Source organism: Brevibacillus sp. HB1.4B, assembly GCF_013284285.1.
GTDB lineage: Bacteria > Bacillota > Bacilli > Brevibacillales > Brevibacillaceae > Brevibacillus > Brevibacillus porteri.
Genome location: NZ_JABSUT010000005.1, coordinates 118,299 through 136,746, shown reverse-complemented (window position 1 = coordinate 136,746; position 18,448 = coordinate 118,299). Strand labels below are relative to the sequence as shown.

Here is an 18,448-nt window from a genome sequence, read left to right as displayed (position 1 = left end):
GCTGTTGAATCAATCATCAATCGAATAGGGAAAAAGTGTTTATCCCCCTCACTCCGAGGACAGGATAATAATAACTTCCCAAGCTATTGTCCTCAAAGGAGTTGAAAGCACAATGTCTCGTCACTGGTATCGGCTGCTTCGTTATCCAATCATCGCTCTGGCTGTGACATTAACGCTACTTTGGACGCATCATTACCATCGCCTGCCCGCTTCGTACGCTGTCGCGACACGGACACATACCGTTACGATTTCTAGCGCTGGCTTTTTGCCTAATCAATTGACCGCACACGAAGGAGAGCGAGTCTCGTTGATGATCGTCAACACCGATACGCGCCCTCACAATCTATCCATTCGTGATCTGAACCTTACATCCACAGAGCTAAAGCCGACCCAATCGACTCTTTTACAGTTTTCAGCCGTCAAACGCGGTCGGTATCATTTCGTATCAGACGCACCTGGCTATCCGGAAACAGGCTTCCAAGGCATGCTCGTCATTGACTAGCCTGCACTTCTTCGTCTGGTGAGATTTGCTTCCACCGTCCGAATTTTATCATGAGTAGAGGAATAATCCCGATCGCGGTGATCATTCCAAAAAACAAATAAATGGCTAGCACCGAAAACGAATCTTTGATCCACCCTGCTACCAAATTGCAAAACATCGCACCAAGCCCGCCTCCTACTGAAAAGAAGATGGCTAACGCCGTCACCTGAAGGGATGCGGGCGTATTTTCGCGCACAAATTGGGCTGCTGTCGCCAAATAAAAGCCTACTGAAATCCCTTGCACAAAGAACATGGCAATCACGGCAGTGGTACTCGGAGCTGAGCTATACCAGAACCAGCGCATCGCGCAAAAAATCGCAGATAGCAAGAGTGTCAACTCCAGCCCCCACCTGCGGACAATATAACCCGCCAGTTTCATAAAAGGAGCCTCACTGCCTGCAAACAACAAGAAGGCAAGACCGATTCCGGCAATGGTCCCTCCGATATCCTGATAAAACAGGGAAAACCAAATATTATTGGCGTTTACAGAGCCCATCATGCAGAACGATGAGATCAAAAACAACGCAAATCGCGGAATTCGCGCCAAATCTCTGATCCCTGCAAGCATACTGACGCGAAACCGCGAAGCCTCTGTCACTTCTTCCGGAACCTTCCGAAGAAACAGAATGGCAATCAGAAACGCCAAGCAAAACGAGTAAAAAAGAGCATGTGGCCCCCACTGCTCGACGAGAATACCTGTGATGAATGCCGCTAGTGCAAAGCCGATAGCTCCCCACAAGCGAATGTCGCCGAACTGCATGCCATGTCCCTTTGCATAACCTAGAGCCAAGCTATCTGAGATAGGAACAACGGCACTTTGAAAAAACGACAGTAGTATGTAGAGCAAAAATACGTAAACAAAGGTGGAAACACCCGTAAAGAGAAGTCCCACCAAGCCGGTGATGATCAATGTCAGAATCAGCACAGTTTTGCGAATTTGATAGCGATCACAGATCATACCCCACATCGGCTGTGCCACAATGGATACAATCGGCGCGACTGCACTGATGAGACCGATTTGGGTCCCAGTTAGATGGATGGATTCGTAGTATTGTGTAATGAGCGGAGCAAAAGCGCCAAACCCGTAGTAAATAAAAAGATAAAGGGCGCAAAGACTTACGTATCTGCCTTTTGCGCCCCCCAGCCCTATACCGGAAAGTGATTCTGGCATATAACTCTCCTATTTTGAGGTTCATTAACCGTGTAAGAAAACATAACGCAGAGCATGCCTCTATTATTTATTTTACCGTTGGCAATATTTTCGCCATGTTGACGGTGCGTTTTTTCTCCCATGTAGCCGGATTGAATTCATCGAACTGCTCCAGGAAGGAGATGACTTCCTTCGTCAATGGAGTCGGCGTCGAAGCACCAGAAGTAACCGCCACATTTCTCTTTCCACGCAGCCATTCAATGTCCAGTTCAGACAAATCAGCGATACGATACGAGGGAACATTCGCGATTTCTTCTGAGACCTGTGCTAAACGATTGGAGTTGTTGCTACGCGGATCGCCTACGACGAGGCACAAATCTGCCTCTCCAACTTGCTCCGCTACAGCTTCCTGACGAACCTGTGTTGCGAGACAAATTTCATTATGCACTTCCACACCTGGAAAACGCTGAAGAATGGCGTCCATCAGATGTTTGACATCCCATTGGCTCATGGTCGTCTGGTTCGTTACGATCAGCTTGTCTGTCGGCAGATCGAGCGCGTCCAGCTCTTCCAGCTTTTGAACTAGATGTACGTGATCCGGCGCGATTCCCATCGCACCCTCTGGCTCTGGATGTCCTTTTTTGCCGATGTAGAGCACATGGTAGCCTTCTGCTACTTTTTCACGGATCAAATCATGTGTCTTCGTTACATCCGGGCAAGTCGCGTCTACGACGGTCAAGCCTTTATCGCGCGCTTTCTTGCGTACCTCAGGAGACACGCCATGGGCAGTGAAGATTACCGTTCCTTCATGGACCTGATCCAAAAGAGCCAGTCGATCCTCTCCATCCAATGTTTTTATCCCTTGTTTTTCAAACGCCTCGACGACGTGAGCATTGTGTACGATCATGCCCAAAATGTGAATCGGGCGGGGCAAGTCAAAGTTTTGCGCTGTTCGCAGTGCCAAGACCATGGCATCCACTACACCGTAACAATATCCACGGGGGGAAATCTTGATGACTTCCATCTTTACCCCTCCTACTTTTTATAATGCGTGAGCGAAAGACATTCACCCCGTATTATACCTTATTTGTCTCCTGCACGCTTCTGTTCGTAAACCTTCAGATTATTGTAGACAACTTTTAAGAGCGGCGTGGACAAGCCTTTTTGTTCCGCTCGCTCCATGAGATAGCCTTGAAGATGATCCGCTTCCACCGGAAGACCTTTTTCCATATCACGCAGCATCGAAGATTTCGTTTGAGGACGCTGATTCTGGAAAGTCTCCATCTGCTTGTCGACGATATCTGGCTTGATCGGTGCCTCCAAGGCGTTCATGACAGAAACGATTTCCTCAGCGAGTTGACGAGTCAACTCTACGCCCCAAGCCGATTCCCGGATTGGACCGACAGCGGAATTCATCAGCGTGGTAATACCGGAAAACGTCGCAATAAACAAATATTTGTGCCAGGCTTCCCGTTGAATATTTGCGCTGGCACGGATCGTCCCGTTGATCTTGGAAAAGGTTTGCTCGATCCGCTCGACACGCTCGCTTTTGCCGCCCTCCCACTCCCCGAAAACCGTATCATGAATTGGACTTGTCTGCACGACATCTCCGTCAGCATTCAGCGTCGTCTCAATGAAACAAAGACCCCCGAGCACACGCTCCCGGCCAAAACGATCCCACAACAGTTCCATGTGCGCAATTCCATTCAATAGCGGAATGACGACCGTGTCCTCGCCTATGTACGGAGCGATGGCATCGATGCTATCTTCCAACGTGTAAGCTTTGTTGGACAATAGCACAACATCAAAAGGTCCTGCTTCCTCACCTGCTTGAATCAGTTGTGGCTGTTCCAAAAGCAAATCCCCATGAATGCTCTGAATGCGCAAGCCTCGCTCCTGCAGCTGTTTGTATCTACGTTCGCGCACAAGAAACGTTACATCTACCCCCGACTCAACCAGCCTGCCACCAAAATAACCGCCAATGCCCCCCGCTCCCAGTACGAGAACCTTCATCCAATATCGCCTCCGCGTTTATAAGTCATGGTTTGTCTACATTTTATTAAAAAGTAACCATTTTCTAAACCCCACAATATAATGTTAGAAATTCTGACATTCAACGTAAGAAAACCTCTTGACGAACAATGAGAATTGTCGATATAATTCGGAATATAGAAATCAAGCAAAAACCGAACGTTGATAATGAATTCATAACTTTAATTCGTGAATGGAGTGAATCATGTTGGATATGAAAACAGTCTTGTCCACAATTGACACAGAAAAAGTGGAATATGTAGATTTTCGCATCGTTGACCTGCTCGGCCGCCAACACCATGTCACCGTTCCTGCCTACGCGGTAGATGAAGGAACTTTCCGTAATGGCGTCGCATTTGACGGCTCCAGTCTAATCGGCTACAAGTCCATTGAAGAAAGCGACATGGTAGCGATGCCCGATCCGGCAACCGCCTTCATCGATCCATTCGTAGAAGCCAAAACCATGAATATCATCTGCAACATCGTCAATCCAGACAACACCGTCTACACACGCGATCCTCGCGGCATTGCCCTCAAGGCCGAAGCCTATCTGCAACAATCCGGCCTCGCTACCGCTGCTTACTTTGGTCCAGAATCCGAGTTCTTCCTCTTTGACAACGTACGCTATGCCTCTGGTCCATCCGGCTCCTTCTTCCACATCGATTCTGAAGAAGCTTTCTGGAACACAGGTAAAGAAGGACAAAACCTCGGCTACAAAGTACGCAACAAGGGCGGATACTTCCCTGTTCAACCAACCGACTCCCAAATGGATATCCGCAATGAAATGTGCACGTTGATGACGAAATGCGGCATGTATGTAGAGCGCCATCACCACGAGGTGGCAACAGCCGGTCAAGGTGAGATTAATTTCCGCTTCGATACACTGACTCGTACAGCAGACAATTTATTGCTGTTCAAATATATCGTGCGCAACGTAGCAGCCAAACACGGCAAAACTGCTACCTTCATGCCAAAACCAATCGTTGGAGACAACGGATCAGGGATGCACGTTCATCAAAGCTTGTTTAACGGCGATACCCCGTTGTTCTATGAGCAAGGCGGTTACGCAAACCTAAGTGAGACTGCGCTGCACTACATTGGTGGCATTTTGCACCACGCCCCTGCACTGATCGCTTTGACGAACCCAAGCACCAACTCGTTCAAGCGTCTGGTTCCCGGCTACGAAGCACCCGTGAATTTGGTCTTTTCCAAAGGAAATCGCTCTGCTGCCGTTCGGATTCCGATTGCTGCCGTTACGCCAAAAGCGTCCCGTATTGAGTTCCGCACCCCGGACTCTACGGCTAACCCGTACTTGGCTTTTGCTGCCATGCTGATGGCTGGCCTCGATGGTATCAAGCGCAAGCTCGACCCGCGTGAACTGGGCTTTGGACCATTGGATAAAAACATCTACGACTTGTCCGATGCAGAAAAACACGAAATCAAGAGCGCTCCCGGCTCTCTCGCAGAAGCACTTGTCGCACTTGAACAAGACCATGACTTCTTGCTCGAAGGGGATGTCTTTACAAAAGAAGTAATTGAAGGTTGGATTGCACAAAAACGCGGTGAGATTGAGCAAGTGGAACGGACTGTGAATCCGAAAGAATATGAGCTGTATTACGACCTATAAGTTACAGGAAAAAGCCCTTCTCTGATGAGGAGGGCTTTCTTATGCATTCGAATAAAAGGCCACTCCCCATCACAAATTAAAAGCGTATTGCGAAAAACAGATGATGGGATGCGCATTGATTATGTTGATTCAAAAGATAACTCGCTCTCTCATACAAGGGTCTGCCATTCTTCTTCTGACCATAAGCATGTCAGCCGCTATCGGTCAGAAAATGGCTTACGCCGATCACTCGTTACCAATCATAAGCGATCAAGGTATATATTCAATTGAGGTCTATCCGAGAAAACATCAGCTGATCATCCGAAAGCATGGGAAAGTATTGAAAACCTATGTGGTTGCAGTTGGCAATCCCTCTACACCTACACCTGTTGGAGAATATAAAATCATAGCAAAAGGAAAAGATTGGGGACCCTCTTTTGGTCCGAGATGGCTGGGGTTAAACGTCCCATGGGGAATATATGGCATCCACGGCACAAACAAGCCTCATTCAATCGGCCAGCATTTGAGCCACGGTTGTATTCGTATGAGAAACAAAGACGTAATCGAATTATTCAAGATGACTCCACTCGGAACAAAAGTCACGATTTATGGGCATATATTGGGGGACCCAAGCCATGATCCTAGAAATTTAGCGGAAGGCGACGTTGGTGGAGATGTACAGCTCATCCAATCTCGATTAAAGAGCGCTGGTTATTATCACGGGGTATGCGATGGCAAGTTTCGATCCTCGACAACTACAGCTCTAAAGAAATTTCAACGGGATCGAAAATTAAAGCCAAACGGCGTTGTATCAAGCAAGGTTTATGAAGAGTTGGGATTAGTGGAATAAATCCTGGCACGGTTCGTGTTTCCACTACATAAACCTTCTAAACATACTTCCAATCCCATTCGTTCCTTGGAAAGTTTTGAATACCTCGTTTGCTACTTTTACACCATTGAGGATTGTGCCTATATCAAGATTTAGATTAGAAAGCCGTGGTGGTCGAGACTCTTTTCTCGTCCGACGGCTCGTTTTTGACCACTCTTGATAATACTGCCCAAGGGATTCAGGATTTTTCTGTAGCTTTCTGATCGAGACCTTATTTGATTTCAGCCAATCCGCAAATTCAGGGCTAAAGCCATTCATTTGTCTAGCCACTTTTCATTCTCACCTCGTTTCATAAATGAATAATGCAAAGGGATCATATGTCCCTTTGCATTACTCTTTTGCTTAAACCCATTTCCTAATCACAATCACATCCGACAATGACAAGCAAAACAAACAGAACTAGGATCAGAGCAAAGTCATCAAAGCCATTAAAGAAACCCATTCTGCCTCCCCCTTTCCTTAGACACCCTACTGTATGCACATTTCTCATGATTTGCCTGTACACTCACCTAATAGAAAAAGGACGCAAGCATTTGCCTACGCCCTTTTTCACCCTATTGCAGTCCGATTTGCGATTTTACTTGCAGAATCCCACCTCGGAAAGAAAAATTCGCATTTGCTCCAATCGTCCCTTCTCCCTCATACATGTAGACGATCGTGTGTCCTTCCTCTCCTGCTTTACCAACCTCAGCGAGCAGTTCACCTTCCCCGCCCACTATTTTTTTTACTTCCTCAAAGCTCATCCCATTTTCAATCTGTTCAAATTCACTCTTCGTGATCGTTGCTTTCTCTGTCGCCGCAGGAGCAGTCGCTTCTGGTGTAGGTGAAGCTGGTGTTGCTGGCGCGGTTGCCTCAGGTGCTGGAGCCGTAGCAGTTGGCGTTGCGGGTGAATTTGCTGCCGTATCCGTTGATGGCCCGGAGCTACATCCAGCCAACATGATAGCGAAAGCCACTATAAAAAAAGACATTTTCTTCAAAGAAAAAGGACCCCCTTAACTAAAATGAATCTCCCCTACCATAATTCAAAATATTCCTCTCAACAAGAATAACAACCTGACATTTCTCGACAAAGACGAATCTTTTCGGGCATAAGAATGCAAAAAGAGCCTCAAAAAAGGCTCCCTTTGCGTTGACATTACTCTTTTACATAAAGCTGATACATCTCGGTTTCTTCATCCGTTGCTTTTGCGATTCGAAAAGCTTCTTCCACGCTTTTCTTGTTTTGAATTACCTCGTAGAAAAAGCGCAGGGCGAACATCAGCGCAGAATTTCCGTCCGGGTAATCATCTGGCCCGATATACGTATGGCAACCACTGTCCAGAAAGGCCTTCGCTAATTCAGGATCACCAAGCGAGCATCCGTTACCTAACACGATTTTTCCATCTAGCTTGGCAAAACGTCTAACGTCGTCAGGACCAAAATCACCCTTTGGTTCTCCTTCCTCGTATACGTCCTCGCCCAGCTCTGGCATGATGAGGCTTCCCTCATCCCCATGGAAATTCAGAACAATCATGTCGGTATTTGGGTAGAGGTCGCTACCATTCAATACATCAATCAAATCGCTCGGTCGACCAATCCAGTACGTAAAGACTCGCGCTCCAAAATACTCAAGTGTATTCCGGATTGCTTGGCTGTCCAGATCCGTATCCGGACCAATTACTAAGGCAACATTCATTTCAGGTTTACTCATCGTGATATTCCTCCATTTTGTTGTAAGTGGTTTTTATTTGTGGGTAGACAAAACCATTTACATGGAGGGGGTCGGGCCAACTGGTGGATGGCAAGACGTTACTTCTTCATCATCATGATATAGGTAAACTCCTCTTCAATTGGAAATTTTTAAAATTTATAGCAGTATATCACTCGTAACATGTCATGTAAAGTTTTTCCGCCCCTCGTTTTGCAGCGATTACGCAAACCCTTTTTTGATTTTGGTCTTCATGTCACGATACAGCTCTCCGTATGTAATCGCATGCTCGATATGCGAATAGGAAAGCACGGAGTCGCCATCCTTGCTCTCGCAGCACGCAAAGAACAAGCTTTCCATCAGATTGTGATTTTCGATGGAATTGGTAATGTGGACGCAATCCTCAATCGAATCATGAGCGTCATGCTTGTAAAAAAGAAATGTCCCTTCTTTGAACGCCCCTTTTTTGTTAGCGTCTTTCCAAATGAGCATGCCCAAGGTAATAAAGTAGCCTTCCTGGAAGCGGATGACGCCGGTAATGACAGAATTAATCGTGGTCGGAATGATCGCAATCGAGTCATTGAGCTGATTGACGTATTCAAACAATGCTTTATTGGATTCTTGAAGATCAGCGATTGGTACATGAAGAAGCTGCTTGTCTCTTAATTTTTCTACGAGTTGCTGAACGCATAGCGTCTTATTCAAAGTTGAAATCACAACCTCATCACTTCCCCCATTGTAAGTAAGTGCCTTCTTTACGTTATTCGTGATGAATGGACATATCCCTACAAAATCCGCACAATCTTCTTACTTTTTCAGCGAGAATCAAATTTTACCATACGTAAGAGGGCATGGAAGTCGGTAGTCTGTCTGCAAAAGGCGAACACGTCCCCCTTCAACAGGGTTCATGTTGAAAATTCCGGCAGGGTCGAGGGTGGGTACGGGGATCATTCCATGAAAAAAGCCCTTCACGCCTTGATGTGGCGAGAAGGGCTTCTTGGCGCGAGCTTACGCCTTTCCCTTTAAATAATCATCTTTTATCTTCTTTTCCTGCTCGACGGTAGTCATCTCTTTCTCCAATACTTGATACATCAGTTCATCCTTCACCTTACGTGAAATTCCTTTTTCCTGGTGATTCGGGACCGATGTACTCATGACAGAGTCTTGTTCCATACCAGCGTACCTCCATGGCTTTTTGGGGTTAGCTTGCCCGAAAGCCGCCACTCCATTCACCACACCTGCTGAACACTGAGCATTTTTCGCAGCTCGTCGACCGAGCGTGGAATATTTCCGCCAAGTTCACGCTTCCACTGCTCAGGCAGTGCCTCCCACACATCAACAAGCAACGGCATACCCAGATGAAGACTCTCCAGCATGGTTCTATTTTCCAATGCCTCCTGCGGATCTCCCGCGAAAACAAGCCTGCCTTCATCCATGATGCAAATCCACTCTGCCCATTCAAACGCGATATCCATATCATGTGTCGCCATCAAAACAGTCGTTCCTTGCCGGTGAATCGCATCGAGCTCCCGCAGCAAATTTTTAGTCTGATAGCGATCCAGATAAGCAGTAGGCTCGTCCAACAGCAAAAGCTCTGGCTCCATGACCATGACCCCCGCGAGTGCCAGACGCCGTTTTTGTCCCAGGCTCAAATGATGAATCGGAGCTTCTGCCAGCTCTCTCAACCCGAATGCATCCAGCACTTTTTCTACCTTTGCCCGGATGACTTCCGTAGGCAGCTTTTGATTGCATAAACCGTAGGATATATCTTCTGCGACCGTACTTGCGATCAGCTGATGCTCGGGATCTTGAAAGACCAAGCCTACCTTTTGCGTCATCTCTTGTCGTGCGGCTCGTTTGTAGACAAGCGGTTTCCCCTTCCACAGCACCTGTCCCTTCTGTGGCTCGATGATCCCGTTCCCATGCAAGAACAAGGTAGACTTCCCACAGCCGTTTCGTCCCAAAAGGACACATTTTTTCCCCTCTGGAATCCATAAGGACAGCCCAGACAGGACGGGTCCCCGCCCTCCTGGATACGTGTACTGCAAATCGATGAACTCCAACAACCGTGATGTCATAACTACCAACCTCCTGTCCACCACTCAAGCAGCACCAGCAGCATACAGCCTGCGATTGACTCCCACTCATAGCGTCGCGAACGAGCATGGGTATGAAACGCGAGCACCTGCATGCTCTCCCCGAAGCCTCTAGCCGCCATTCCTTTATGCAAGGCTTCGTATTTGCGCATCGCTCTGACAAACAATTGCGCAACGAGAACCCCTGCATCCCGAAGCGTCGCTCGGAAGCCGCGATGACCTCCACGCGAACGTTGGGCAATCCAGAGCTGGTGAGAAATCGTTACTAACACAAAAATAAACCGATACATGATCATTAATAAATCAGTCACAAGGACAGGCATACGAAGTCGGCGAAACACCTGCAAGATTTCGGCAAACGGCACGGTAAACAAAATGAAGGCAAAGCAAGATAAGCTCGCCATGGTACGCCAAAATAAGATCCAAACTTTACTGAATGATGACGTCGGCACATAGAGCACATACGAACCCAACTCCCATGCTGCCGCGACCTGGACCTGTACTTCGCCTGCTTTCGCCCCTTCTACCAATAGGGCAGGGAGCCCCGCCGCGAAAAACGAGAGCGACACGATCATAAAGGCACAATAGATACGGACAGGTATACGGGCATACACCACTACCCATACCGTCATCCAAACAACGACGGCCATCTGCATCCATACATGTCCCACCAAGACGAGCAGTAACAATGCACTCGCCAGCAAGAGCTTATGAGCTGGCGGCAGACGTTTCAGCCTGTTTTGATAAGAGAGAGAATCAAGCTGCAGCCCGTTCATTTTTTCCGCTTATCCAACCGACCTTTGTATAAGCCCACGGCGTAGCCAACCACTCCCGCTCCCAACGCCGCCTGCACCGCAAACAATAGGCTCTCCGTCTCTCCCCCTGGCGGTTCTATCAGCGGCTGGAACCACGGTTCGTAGTTCGGAGCAATTTCCTTGATCGCTTCCTCCGCCACGCCGTCTGCGCCGCCAAATTCCGAATCCTGCACCAGCAACAGTGGGACAATCGCCAGTACGATTACCCCCAAGAGTAATAGCCAGTTCCATCCTTTTTTCACAGCGATTCCTCCCGTTTGAGCAAACGAAGCTGTGTAAGCTCTTTTGCGTTGTAAGATAACAACCAGTTCCAAACAAGAACGGTCAACAGACCTTCACTGATTGCGAGCGGAACTTGCGTGAATGCAAAAATTCCTGCGAATTTGGCAAACGAGGCCAACACTCCACCAGATTCAGCTGGAAATGCGAGTGCCAGTTGAATCGAAGTCACCACATAGGTAGCGAGGTCAGCCAAGGCAGCCGCCGCAAAAACAGCCAGACGCTGGCTTCCGCGCACTTTCATGATCACCCGATAGATTCCGTATGCCACCAGTGGTCCTACTACTGCCATGGATACAGCATTTGCCCCTAGCGTAGTCAAACCTCCATGTGCCAAAAGCAAGGCTTGAAACAAGAGCACCATGCTCCCTAACACAGACATCGCAAAAGGCCCAAACATAATGGCGCCAAGGCCCGTTCCAGTCGGGTGAGAGCTGCTGCCTGTAACTGAAGGGATTTTCAGTGCAGATAAAACAAAGGCAAACGCTCCTGCAACACCAATAAGGAGCTTCATTTCGGGATGTTCTTTTACAATCTTGTTAATCGAGCGAATCCCAAGAATAAAAAATGGCAAGAAGACAGCCCACCAAAATAAGGCCCAGGATAATGGCAAATACCCTTCCATGATGTGCATCGCATGTCCTGTCTCTGGTTCATTGAGCAGGAAATACAGGACAAAGCCCGCGATCATCAAACAAGTAGATACGAGACGAGATCGATTCATGTTCCTTCCTCCTTCACTGACTTTCGTTCTTTTCCTACAAACAAAAAAATCCCATCCATCAATGGACGAGATGTGCACACAAAACAACAGACTGACATACAGCCTCATTGCCTCGTATTCACCGCTCCTTTCCGCGAAGGTTTTGTGGGTGTGGCTACTAGGTAGGTCTCCTGGCTTCCAGATCCATACGCTCTTTGTCCTTCCCCATACAAAAATGAGTGGTTTCCTTCTCAAAGAGAGCTCCCTGGTTACAGTGGCGGGACCGCTCGGGACTTTCACCCGATTCCCTGTTACCCTTTATGCGTCACATAAAGGCACCTAACGCCGATCATATGAAGTTGACAGACAATTCATGTTTGTCCCACATCATTATAACGGATCACTACATAAATCGGAAGAATATAAGCAAAAACGCATAAGCCGATGCCCCACTACAAACGGAGCCATCGACCTATGCGTACTTGTTCTATCTATTCTTTTGCGTCTACGCCAATTACTTCACTAATATGTTTAAAACCATCGCGCTGCATGAGCTTGAGTAGCTTTTTGTTAATTTGCTTGGCGATACCTGGGCCTTGATAAATCATCCCCGTATACACCTGAACGAGACTGGCTCCTGCTCGGATTTTCGCGTAGGCGTCTTCGCCGTTATAAATGCCCCCGACACCGATGATGGGTACCTTGTCTCCTACTTCTTGATAAATCTCCTTCACCCAAGCAGTGGAACGCTCCGTAAGAGGTCTTCCGCTCAAGCCGCCCGCTTCCTCGGCAAAACGATGTCCGGAAACCGCCTCGCGTGACAGTGTCGTATTGGTAGCGATAATTCCGGCAATGCCTTCTTCAACAGCAGCGTGAACAACATCGCGCATGTGCTCATCCGACATGTCTGGTGCTACTTTCAGCAAAATCGGCTTTTTCTTGATGGAACGTGCTTCCATTTCGGTTGCCTTTTCCCTTACTGCACGCACCAAATGACGCAAGCTCTCTGTCTCCTGCAAGTCACGCAGATTCGGGGTATTCGGAGAGCTGATGTTAATGACGAAATAGTGACCGTATGCATAGAGCATGTCCATACATTTGCTATAGTCGATGGCCGCCTCTTCATTCGGCGTTACTTTGTTTTTCCCAATGTTAATCCCAATTGGAACATCTGAGTATGCGTAATCGACCAAATGCTGGGAAGCCAAATACGCACCGTGATTGTTGAAGCCCATCCGGTTAATGACAGCTTGATGTTCCGGCAATCGGAACAAACGCGGCTTCGGATTGCCTGGCTGCCCCTGCGGTGTCAACGTCCCGATTTCCACAAACCCAAAACCAAGAGCACCCAACGCATGATAGACTTCCGCATTTTTATCAAAACCGGCTGCAAGTCCGACTGGATTCGGAAACGTCATTCCCCACAGCTTATTCTCCAACCGCTGGTCTTTTACCTGATAGATCATCTTCAGGATGCTTTTGCCTGGAGCAGAATCCTCCACCAGTCTTAAGGCACCAATTGTCTTTTCATGAATCTCTTCCGCATCATGCTGGAACAGATATTTTCTTATGAGCTGATACATCGGCTGCACTCCTTACTCCGTTTCTACCTTTTTACCTCATAGTAGAATACCATACTTTTTCGGGCGGATGTAACCTTTATACGTTGATACATATTTCCAAGCAAGCAGGCAAATCCTAACAGCACCACCACGTACAGGGGGATAAGTCTTCATGAAAGTGGACGGAAAAATCGGGATTGGTCAAGCCATTATGGTGATGATGCTGACGATCGGCATTACGAACCACGTAACCGTCATCCCCCTCTTATTGAGTAAAGCCGGAAGAGATGCTTGGTTGAGCGTGTTGCTTGCTGGTATCCCTTTTTCCTTCTGGGCGTACTTGCTGTTTGTGGTTAATCGAAATATGAAGCAACGTTCTTTGCATGAATGGCTCGCCCAACGCTCAGGAAAAATCGTCAGCCATCTGTTACTCATCCCCATCATGGTCTGCCTGTACATGATGGCCCTAACCAATCTGATCGATACCCAGACATGGACGACCGTCAACTACTTGCCTCGAACACCAGAGTGGGTGACCGCCTTAGCCTTAATGGGACTATGTATACTCGCTGCAATTGGTGGAATAACCTCTGTAGGAATCACAGCAGGAATCTTGCTGCCCATCGTGGTTATGCTTGGATTTTTCGTCGCTTTTGGCAATATTCCTAAAAAGGATTATAGTCTTTTGATGCCACTTTTCCAGCATGGGTATCGTCCTCTTTTTCACGGGATGCTCTATGTAGGTGGCGGCATTTCAGAGATGTTCCTGCTACTATTGCTCCAACCTCACGTACGTAAGCCATTGCGCCTCGTACACTTTTTGGTCATGCTCGGCATCACGCTTGTGCTGACACTCAGTCCGTTGACAGGAGCTATTGCGGAATTTGGACCAGTGGAGTCTGCACGCCAACGCTTTCCGGCATTTGAGCAATGGCGGCTGCTCACAATTGGAAAAGACATCGAGAACATGGAGTTTTTCTCCATTTTTCAATGGCTCGCTGGGGCTTTTATACGCATCACCATTTGCTTGTTGCTCTTGGGAGATTTACTCACGATCCGTAACCGAAAACAGCGCAACTTCATGATGATATTTCTAGGTGGAAGCATGATCGCCTTTACCAGCCTCCCCTACAGTGACATGCAGTTTGTATCCTTTCTGACGCACGTATACTATCCGCTTTACTTAGCCATTATCGTTGTGATTACTCTCGCACTCATGCTGGTTACTCTGCGCAAGCCATCCAAACAGGAGGGAATAGGCCATGACCCTTGAAGAGGAACTGCGGGAAAAATTCGCGCATTGTGCGGACGTCGTTTTTATGCGCACGGTCACATCCGAGGACCAGCCTGTATTGATGCTTTATTGCGAAGGACTGGCAGACGTTCGTCAATTACAAGATACGGCATTGCCGCAATTGGAGCGATTCCTGGCTATTGGTGATTTGCGTTCTCTGCCTCTTTTCCCGCTCTTCACGAACCCAGAGTTGTGGATTGAGAGACTGTTTGCAGGAGATTTGCTGATTTTTATTGGTGACTCTCCTCCGTTTGCCTGGGACATCTCCAATCGTCCAGAGCGCACTCCTGAAGAATCTAATACAGAGATTTCGATCAAAGGTCCTCGGGACGGCTTCGTCGAGGATCTCTCCACGAACGTTGCTCTCATTCGCAAGCGCATGCGAACGATTACTCTGGCCTATGAGCCTTTTATTCTCGGAACGCGCTCGCGCACAAGAATCGGTATGATGTATATCACAGATGGGGTATCTGAAGATCTGGTAGAGATGATGCGTGAGAGAATACACAAATGTACCTCAAAAAAAATTGTGAACAGCGCCATTCTGGAAAAGATACTGAGCGACAACACTCACTCCCTGTTTCCATTGGTTGATTATACTGGACGCCCTGACTATGTCATTTACATGCTGCTGCAAGGTAAGGTCGTCGTATTGGTAGACGGCTCGCCCTTGGCACTCGTGGCACCTGTAACCTTACTCGAACTAATCAAATCTCCCGAAGACGATCAGTACCCTGTTACCTATGTATGGCTGGAACGCATGCTGCGCCTAGGTGGATTTTGGATCGCAATCTTTCTGCCTGGCTTCTGGATTGCACTATCCGCCTATAATATAGAGCAATATCCTTTTCAATTGCTCGCTACCGTTACGCAGGGAAGAAAAGGGTTGCCCTTTTCCGCGCCGATGGAGCTATTTCTCATCTTGTTCATTTTTGAGTTTCTACGTGAGGCAGGCGCCCGTCTGCCCAAAAACGTCGGGCAAACACTGGCACTGGTCGGTGCACTGATTATCGGGGATGCTTCCATTCGTGCAGGCCTGACTTCGCCTTCGATGTTGTTTATCGGCTCCCTTACAGTCGTTGCCTCCTTCACACTGGTCAATCAGTCATTAAGCGGTGCGGTAACCGTGGCTCGTTTCGCTGTTTTCTTCCTTTCCGCAACCATCGGCATGTACGGCTTTATCCTCGGGATGATTGCCATCGTATACTACTTGTCCACCTTGACCTCCTTTGGCAGATCGTATATTTTGATGGGTTCATCCAACTCCTTGTTTACACTGTTCATTGTCTTGTTCAAGTCCATGACCAGTTTTTTTCGGACGAGAGCTGCTAAGGGTGGCGATAACAAATGAAATGCATGCGGATTGCTTCTGCTATGCTGCTGTTGGCAACGACTCTTCTTAGCGGCTGCTGGGATCAGAAAGCCATTCAGGACCTTCGCTATTTATCTGCCATGGGCATTGATTACGTCAACAATGAGTATGTTATGTACGCCCAATCCACCGATCTGTCTACCGTCGCGAAGCAGGAGTCATCAACCACCCTTCAATCGCCACCAGCGACCATTTCGATCGGAAAAGGGAAAACGCTTCAGTCTGCCTTTGATAACTTGCAAAAAAACGCACAGGTACCTGTATTTCTAGGCTTTGTATCCTCCATCGTATTTCATGAGCGGCTCTTGGAAAAGGGCGTCATCACCTCCCACGATATTATGAACAGATACGGTCTGATTCGTTACACCAAGTGGGTATTCGGAACGCGGGAGCCGATTGACAAAGTGTTAAGCTCCCATTCTTTGGTCGGATTTTCTCCATTGGACTCTCTCTTGCATCAGCCAAAGGATGTTTACGAGCAGCGTTCGTTTATCGAGCCGATCCAATTTTTTCGGTTTATCTCGAGCTTTTGGGAGCCATCAAACACCGTGTTATTGCCAAACATCACGCTGTACGAGCGATCCTGGAAAGAAAATAACCGTTTTATTTCTCGTCTCTCCATCGATGGCATCCACGCCATACATCGTGGAAATTGGCTGGGTTACTTCCCCAATCGTGATTTAATGGGGATTCGGTGGATGAATAGTGACACGGAATTTGCTGGCCTCGTTGTGCGACAAAACAACACTCCCAAAGCAACCATGCGCATCGAGCATGTTGAATTGGACATCACTCCGATTACCACTGGAGAGCTACCTCGTTATCAGGTCAATGTCCGACTAAAGGGGTTCGTTCGTGAAATGATGAGTGCCGTTACGCCTACTTTCGTACGGAAAAACTCCGAAGAACAGGTAGCCGAGCAAATTCGCGGGACGTTTCTAAAAGGAGTCAAAGCAGGGGTTGATCTGTATAGCTTGGAGGAACGTTTGTTTAAAAAAGACTACCAAGCTTGGCGAAAATACGAAATACGCAAGCGCAATAAGCTCACACCTGATTCCCTGACCCAAATCCAGGTGAATATGTATTTAAGTGATTCTGGAAAAATGAAGATGGGTTCGGCCAAATACCCTGACCCGCTTGGGCCGAATGAATGAAAAAAACTGCTTGCCGTAAGAACGGACAAGCAGTTTCTTCTTTCTATTTACCGTAAGGCTAGTTTTTCACCAGCAAAACTTCTTCGATAGAAGCATACGGCAGGTTATGCGCATCAGCTACAGCTTTGTAAGCTACTTTGCCGTCGATGACGTTTACGCCTTTTGCCAATGCTTTATTGTCGCGAATTGCTTGTGCGTAGCCTTTGTTCGCCAATTGTACCGCATAAGGAACGGTTACGTTGGTCAGGGCCAATGTAGATGTACGAGCGACTGCACCAGGCATGTTGGCTACCGCGTAGTGAATCACACCGTGCTTCTCATAGGTTGGCTTGTCATGAGTCGTGATGCGATCTACGGTTTCAATCGATCCACCTTGGTCAATCGCAACGTCTACGATTACAGAACCAGGTGACATGTCTTTTACCATATCTTCTGTTACCAGACGTGGAGCACGAGCACCCGGAATGAGTACAGCGCCTACCAGCAAATCTGCTTTTTTCACAGCGTTTGCGATGTTGAAGGAATTGGACATCAACGTCTGAACACGGCCTTGGAACAGGTCATCCAGTTGGCGCAGACGGTCTGCGTTTACATCGATAATCGTTACATTTGCACCCAGTCCAAGCGCCATTTTCGCCGCGTTTGTCCCTACGATCCCGCCGCCGATTACGACTACCTCGCCTTTTGGTACGCCTGGTACGCCACCGAGCAGAACGCCTTTTCCACCGTATTGCTTTTCCAAGAATTGCGCGCCGATTTGAACAGACATACGGCCTGCTACTTCAGACATTGGCATCAACAGTGGCAGAGCGCCATTGTCGAGCTGGATGGTTTCGTAAGCGATTGCAATCACTTTTTTATCGATCAATTCACGAGTCAATTCAGGCTCTGGTGCAAGATGCAAATACGTGAACAGAATCAGACCCTCGCGGAAAAATCCATATTCAGCAGGGAGTGGTTCTTTTACTTTCATCACCATGTCAGACGCCCATGCCTCTGCTGCTGTTTCTACGATCTCAGCGCCTACTGCCTTGTAATCTTCATTCGTAAAACCGCTGCCTTGCCCTGCACTTGCTTCTACACGAACCGAATGTCCGTTTTGTACCAAAGCAGCTACACCTGCTGGAGTAATGGCTACGCGGTTCTCATTATTTTTAATTTCTTTTGGAATTCCAACGATCATGATAAGTATGTCCTCCTTGGAAACGCCGTTTTCTTTGCGGTTACTATTATTGTACAGCGTATCTTCCGGCATACTCCTTGGAGATT

The 18,448-nt window shown here is 47.8% G+C and carries 21 protein-coding genes and 1 riboswitch; of the genes, 6 read left to right on the top strand and 15 right to left on the bottom strand.

Annotation, left to right across the window (positions count from 1 at the left end; translation table 11 throughout):
- Positions 1-112 precede the first annotated feature (112 nt).
- Positions 113-502 carry a cupredoxin domain-containing protein gene (locus tag HP398_RS13985; RefSeq protein ID WP_026043321.1) on the top strand — a complete coding sequence of 130 codons (390 nt, stop codon included), beginning with the start codon at positions 113-115 and terminating at the stop codon, positions 500-502.
- On the opposite strand, the gene HP398_RS13980 is transcribed toward HP398_RS13985, so the two are convergent.
- From HP398_RS13980 to HP398_RS13970, 3 genes are all read right to left on the bottom strand, one after another.
- Positions 492-1,712, bottom strand: a complete 1,221-nt coding sequence (locus tag HP398_RS13980; RefSeq protein ID WP_017251498.1) for an MFS transporter — start codon at positions 1,710-1,712, stop codon at positions 492-494. The two genes, HP398_RS13985 and HP398_RS13980, sit on opposite strands and share 11 nt — an antisense overlap.
- A gap of 67 nt (positions 1,713-1,779) precedes the next feature.
- Positions 1,780-2,715, bottom strand: coding sequence for a 4-hydroxy-3-methylbut-2-enyl diphosphate reductase (locus tag HP398_RS13975; RefSeq protein WP_017251499.1), 936 nt, complete (start codon positions 2,713-2,715; stop codon positions 1,780-1,782).
- Positions 2,716-2,774: 59 nt separating this feature from the next.
- Entirely contained in the window at positions 2,775-3,704 is a 930-nt protein-coding gene (locus tag HP398_RS13970) for a ketopantoate reductase family protein (RefSeq protein ID WP_173622885.1), read from the bottom strand.
- 226 nt (positions 3,705-3,930) lie between these two features.
- Between HP398_RS13970 and glnA the strand changes: the two genes are divergently transcribed.
- Together glnA and HP398_RS13960 are read left to right on the top strand one after the other, a co-directional pair.
- Positions 3,931-5,349 carry a type I glutamate--ammonia ligase gene (glnA, locus tag HP398_RS13965; RefSeq protein WP_173623065.1) on the top strand — a complete coding sequence of 473 codons (1,419 nt, stop codon included), beginning with the start codon at positions 3,931-3,933 and terminating at the stop codon, positions 5,347-5,349.
- Between the two features lie 187 nt (positions 5,350-5,536).
- Entirely contained in the window at positions 5,537-6,178 is a 642-nt protein-coding gene (locus tag HP398_RS13960) for a L,D-transpeptidase family protein (protein ID WP_371736753.1), read from the top strand.
- A 24-nt stretch (positions 6,179-6,202) separates the two neighbouring features.
- Here HP398_RS13960 and HP398_RS13955 read toward each other — a convergent pair whose 3' ends face one another.
- The 11 genes from HP398_RS13955 to HP398_RS13905 form a co-directional block, all read right to left on the bottom strand.
- Complete coding sequence (locus HP398_RS13955) at positions 6,203-6,487, bottom strand: hypothetical protein (protein ID WP_017251503.1); 285 nt, start codon at positions 6,485-6,487, stop codon at positions 6,203-6,205.
- A gap of 85 nt (positions 6,488-6,572) precedes the next feature.
- Positions 6,573-6,659: a sporulation protein YjcZ gene (gene yjcZ / locus HP398_RS13950; RefSeq protein ID WP_017251504.1), complete on the bottom strand. Its 87-nt coding sequence runs from the start codon at positions 6,657-6,659 to the stop codon at positions 6,573-6,575.
- Between the two features lie 112 nt (positions 6,660-6,771).
- Positions 6,772-7,185: a hypothetical protein gene (locus HP398_RS30695; RefSeq protein ID WP_371736752.1), complete on the bottom strand. Its 414-nt coding sequence runs from the start codon at positions 7,183-7,185 to the stop codon at positions 6,772-6,774.
- A gap of 167 nt (positions 7,186-7,352) precedes the next feature.
- Positions 7,353-7,907, bottom strand: a complete 555-nt coding sequence (locus HP398_RS13940) for a delta-aminolevulinic acid dehydratase (RefSeq protein WP_173622883.1) — start codon at positions 7,905-7,907, stop codon at positions 7,353-7,355.
- A 219-nt stretch (positions 7,908-8,126) separates the two neighbouring features.
- Positions 8,127-8,609, bottom strand: a complete 483-nt coding sequence (locus HP398_RS13935) for a hypothetical protein (protein WP_217368682.1) — start codon at positions 8,607-8,609, stop codon at positions 8,127-8,129.
- Positions 8,610-8,912: 303 nt separating this feature from the next.
- Entirely contained in the window at positions 8,913-9,077 is a 165-nt protein-coding gene (locus HP398_RS13930) for a hypothetical protein (protein ID WP_167403227.1), read from the bottom strand.
- Positions 9,078-9,133: 56 nt separating this feature from the next.
- The gene (locus HP398_RS13925; protein ID WP_173622881.1) at positions 9,134-9,982 is read right to left on the bottom strand and encodes an energy-coupling factor ABC transporter ATP-binding protein; all 849 of its coding nucleotides are present in this window, start codon (positions 9,980-9,982) and stop codon (positions 9,134-9,136) included.
- Between the two features lie 2 nt (positions 9,983-9,984).
- Positions 9,985-10,776 (bottom strand): cobalt ECF transporter T component CbiQ, encoded by a 792-nt coding sequence (gene cbiQ / locus HP398_RS13920; protein WP_017251509.1) that lies wholly within the window; start codon positions 10,774-10,776, stop codon positions 9,985-9,987.
- On the bottom strand, positions 10,773-11,057 hold the full coding sequence (locus HP398_RS13915) for an energy-coupling factor ABC transporter substrate-binding protein (protein ID WP_007718520.1): 285 nt from the start codon (positions 11,055-11,057) through the stop codon (positions 10,773-10,775). The genes cbiQ and HP398_RS13915 overlap by 4 nt, the downstream gene beginning before the upstream one ends.
- Positions 11,054-11,818, bottom strand: coding sequence for an energy-coupling factor ABC transporter permease (locus tag HP398_RS13910; RefSeq protein WP_017251510.1), 765 nt, complete (start codon positions 11,816-11,818; stop codon positions 11,054-11,056). The genes HP398_RS13915 and HP398_RS13910 overlap by 4 nt, the downstream gene beginning before the upstream one ends.
- A 143-nt stretch (positions 11,819-11,961) precedes the next feature.
- Positions 11,962-12,155: riboswitch (cobalamin riboswitch) on the bottom strand.
- Between the two features lie 133 nt (positions 12,156-12,288).
- Positions 12,289-13,380: a quinone-dependent dihydroorotate dehydrogenase gene (locus HP398_RS13905; protein ID WP_069848916.1), complete on the bottom strand. Its 1,092-nt coding sequence runs from the start codon at positions 13,378-13,380 to the stop codon at positions 12,289-12,291.
- A 151-nt stretch (positions 13,381-13,531) separates the two neighbouring features.
- Here HP398_RS13905 and HP398_RS13900 point away from each other — a divergent pair, with 151 nt between their 5' ends.
- From HP398_RS13900 to HP398_RS13890, 3 genes are read left to right on the top strand one after another with little or no spacing between them, the layout of a single operon-like run.
- The gene (locus HP398_RS13900) at positions 13,532-14,632 is read left to right on the top strand and encodes a GerAB/ArcD/ProY family transporter (protein ID WP_017251513.1); all 1,101 of its coding nucleotides are present in this window, start codon (positions 13,532-13,534) and stop codon (positions 14,630-14,632) included.
- Entirely contained in the window at positions 14,622-16,004 is a 1,383-nt protein-coding gene (locus HP398_RS13895) for a spore germination protein (RefSeq protein ID WP_173622880.1), read from the top strand. Before HP398_RS13900 ends, HP398_RS13895 begins: the two co-directional genes overlap by 11 nt.
- Positions 16,001-17,179, top strand: a complete 1,179-nt coding sequence (locus HP398_RS13890; protein WP_173622879.1) for a Ger(x)C family spore germination protein — start codon at positions 16,001-16,003, stop codon at positions 17,177-17,179. The genes HP398_RS13895 and HP398_RS13890 overlap by 4 nt, the downstream gene beginning before the upstream one ends.
- Positions 17,180-17,237: 58 nt before the next feature.
- On the opposite strand, the gene ald is transcribed toward HP398_RS13890, so the two are convergent.
- A complete protein-coding gene (gene ald, locus HP398_RS13885) occupies positions 17,238-18,362 on the bottom strand; it encodes an alanine dehydrogenase (RefSeq protein WP_026043323.1) in 1,125 nt (374 codons plus the stop codon).
- Positions 18,363-18,448: the final 86 nt, after the last annotated feature.

What these genes read in the sequence shown, in the direction of transcription:
- HP398_RS13960 (WP_371736753.1), top strand. Translation starts at nt 5,537, where the DNA reads ATGTCAGCCGCTATCGGTCAGAAAATGGCTTACGCCGATCACTCGTTA.
- HP398_RS13930 (WP_167403227.1), bottom strand. Translation starts at nt 9,077, where the DNA reads ATGGAACAAGACTCTGTCATGAGTACATCGGTCCCGAATCACCAGGAA.
- HP398_RS13895 (WP_173622880.1), top strand. Translation starts at nt 14,622, where the DNA reads ATGACCCTTGAAGAGGAACTGCGGGAAAAATTCGCGCATTGTGCGGAC.
- HP398_RS13970 (WP_173622885.1), bottom strand. Translation starts at nt 3,704, where the DNA reads ATGAAGGTTCTCGTACTGGGAGCGGGGGGCATTGGCGGTTATTTTGGT.
- HP398_RS13900 (WP_017251513.1), top strand. Translation starts at nt 13,532, where the DNA reads ATGAAAGTGGACGGAAAAATCGGGATTGGTCAAGCCATTATGGTGATG.
- ald (WP_026043323.1), bottom strand. Translation starts at nt 18,362, where the DNA reads ATGATCGTTGGAATTCCAAAAGAAATTAAAAATAATGAGAACCGCGTA.
- HP398_RS13985 (WP_026043321.1), top strand. Translation starts at nt 113, where the DNA reads ATGTCTCGTCACTGGTATCGGCTGCTTCGTTATCCAATCATCGCTCTG.
- HP398_RS13925 (WP_173622881.1), bottom strand. Translation starts at nt 9,982, where the DNA reads ATGACATCACGGTTGTTGGAGTTCATCGATTTGCAGTACACGTATCCA.
- yjcZ (WP_017251504.1), bottom strand. Translation starts at nt 6,659, where the DNA reads ATGGGTTTCTTTAATGGCTTTGATGACTTTGCTCTGATCCTAGTTCTG.
- HP398_RS30695 (WP_371736752.1), bottom strand. Translation starts at nt 7,185, where the DNA reads ATGTCTTTTTTTATAGTGGCTTTCGCTATCATGTTGGCTGGATGTAGC.
- HP398_RS13905 (WP_069848916.1), bottom strand. Translation starts at nt 13,380, where the DNA reads ATGTATCAGCTCATAAGAAAATATCTGTTCCAGCATGATGCGGAAGAG.
- HP398_RS13975 (WP_017251499.1), bottom strand. Translation starts at nt 2,715, where the DNA reads ATGGAAGTCATCAAGATTTCCCCCCGTGGATATTGTTACGGTGTAGTG.
- HP398_RS13940 (WP_173622883.1), bottom strand. Translation starts at nt 7,907, where the DNA reads ATGAGTAAACCTGAAATGAATGTTGCCTTAGTAATTGGTCCGGATACG.
- HP398_RS13980 (WP_017251498.1), bottom strand. Translation starts at nt 1,712, where the DNA reads ATGCCAGAATCACTTTCCGGTATAGGGCTGGGGGGCGCAAAAGGCAGA.
- HP398_RS13890 (WP_173622879.1), top strand. Translation starts at nt 16,001, where the DNA reads ATGAAATGCATGCGGATTGCTTCTGCTATGCTGCTGTTGGCAACGACT.
- cbiQ (WP_017251509.1), bottom strand. Translation starts at nt 10,776, where the DNA reads ATGAACGGGCTGCAGCTTGATTCTCTCTCTTATCAAAACAGGCTGAAA.
- HP398_RS13910 (WP_017251510.1), bottom strand. Translation starts at nt 11,818, where the DNA reads ATGAATCGATCTCGTCTCGTATCTACTTGTTTGATGATCGCGGGCTTT.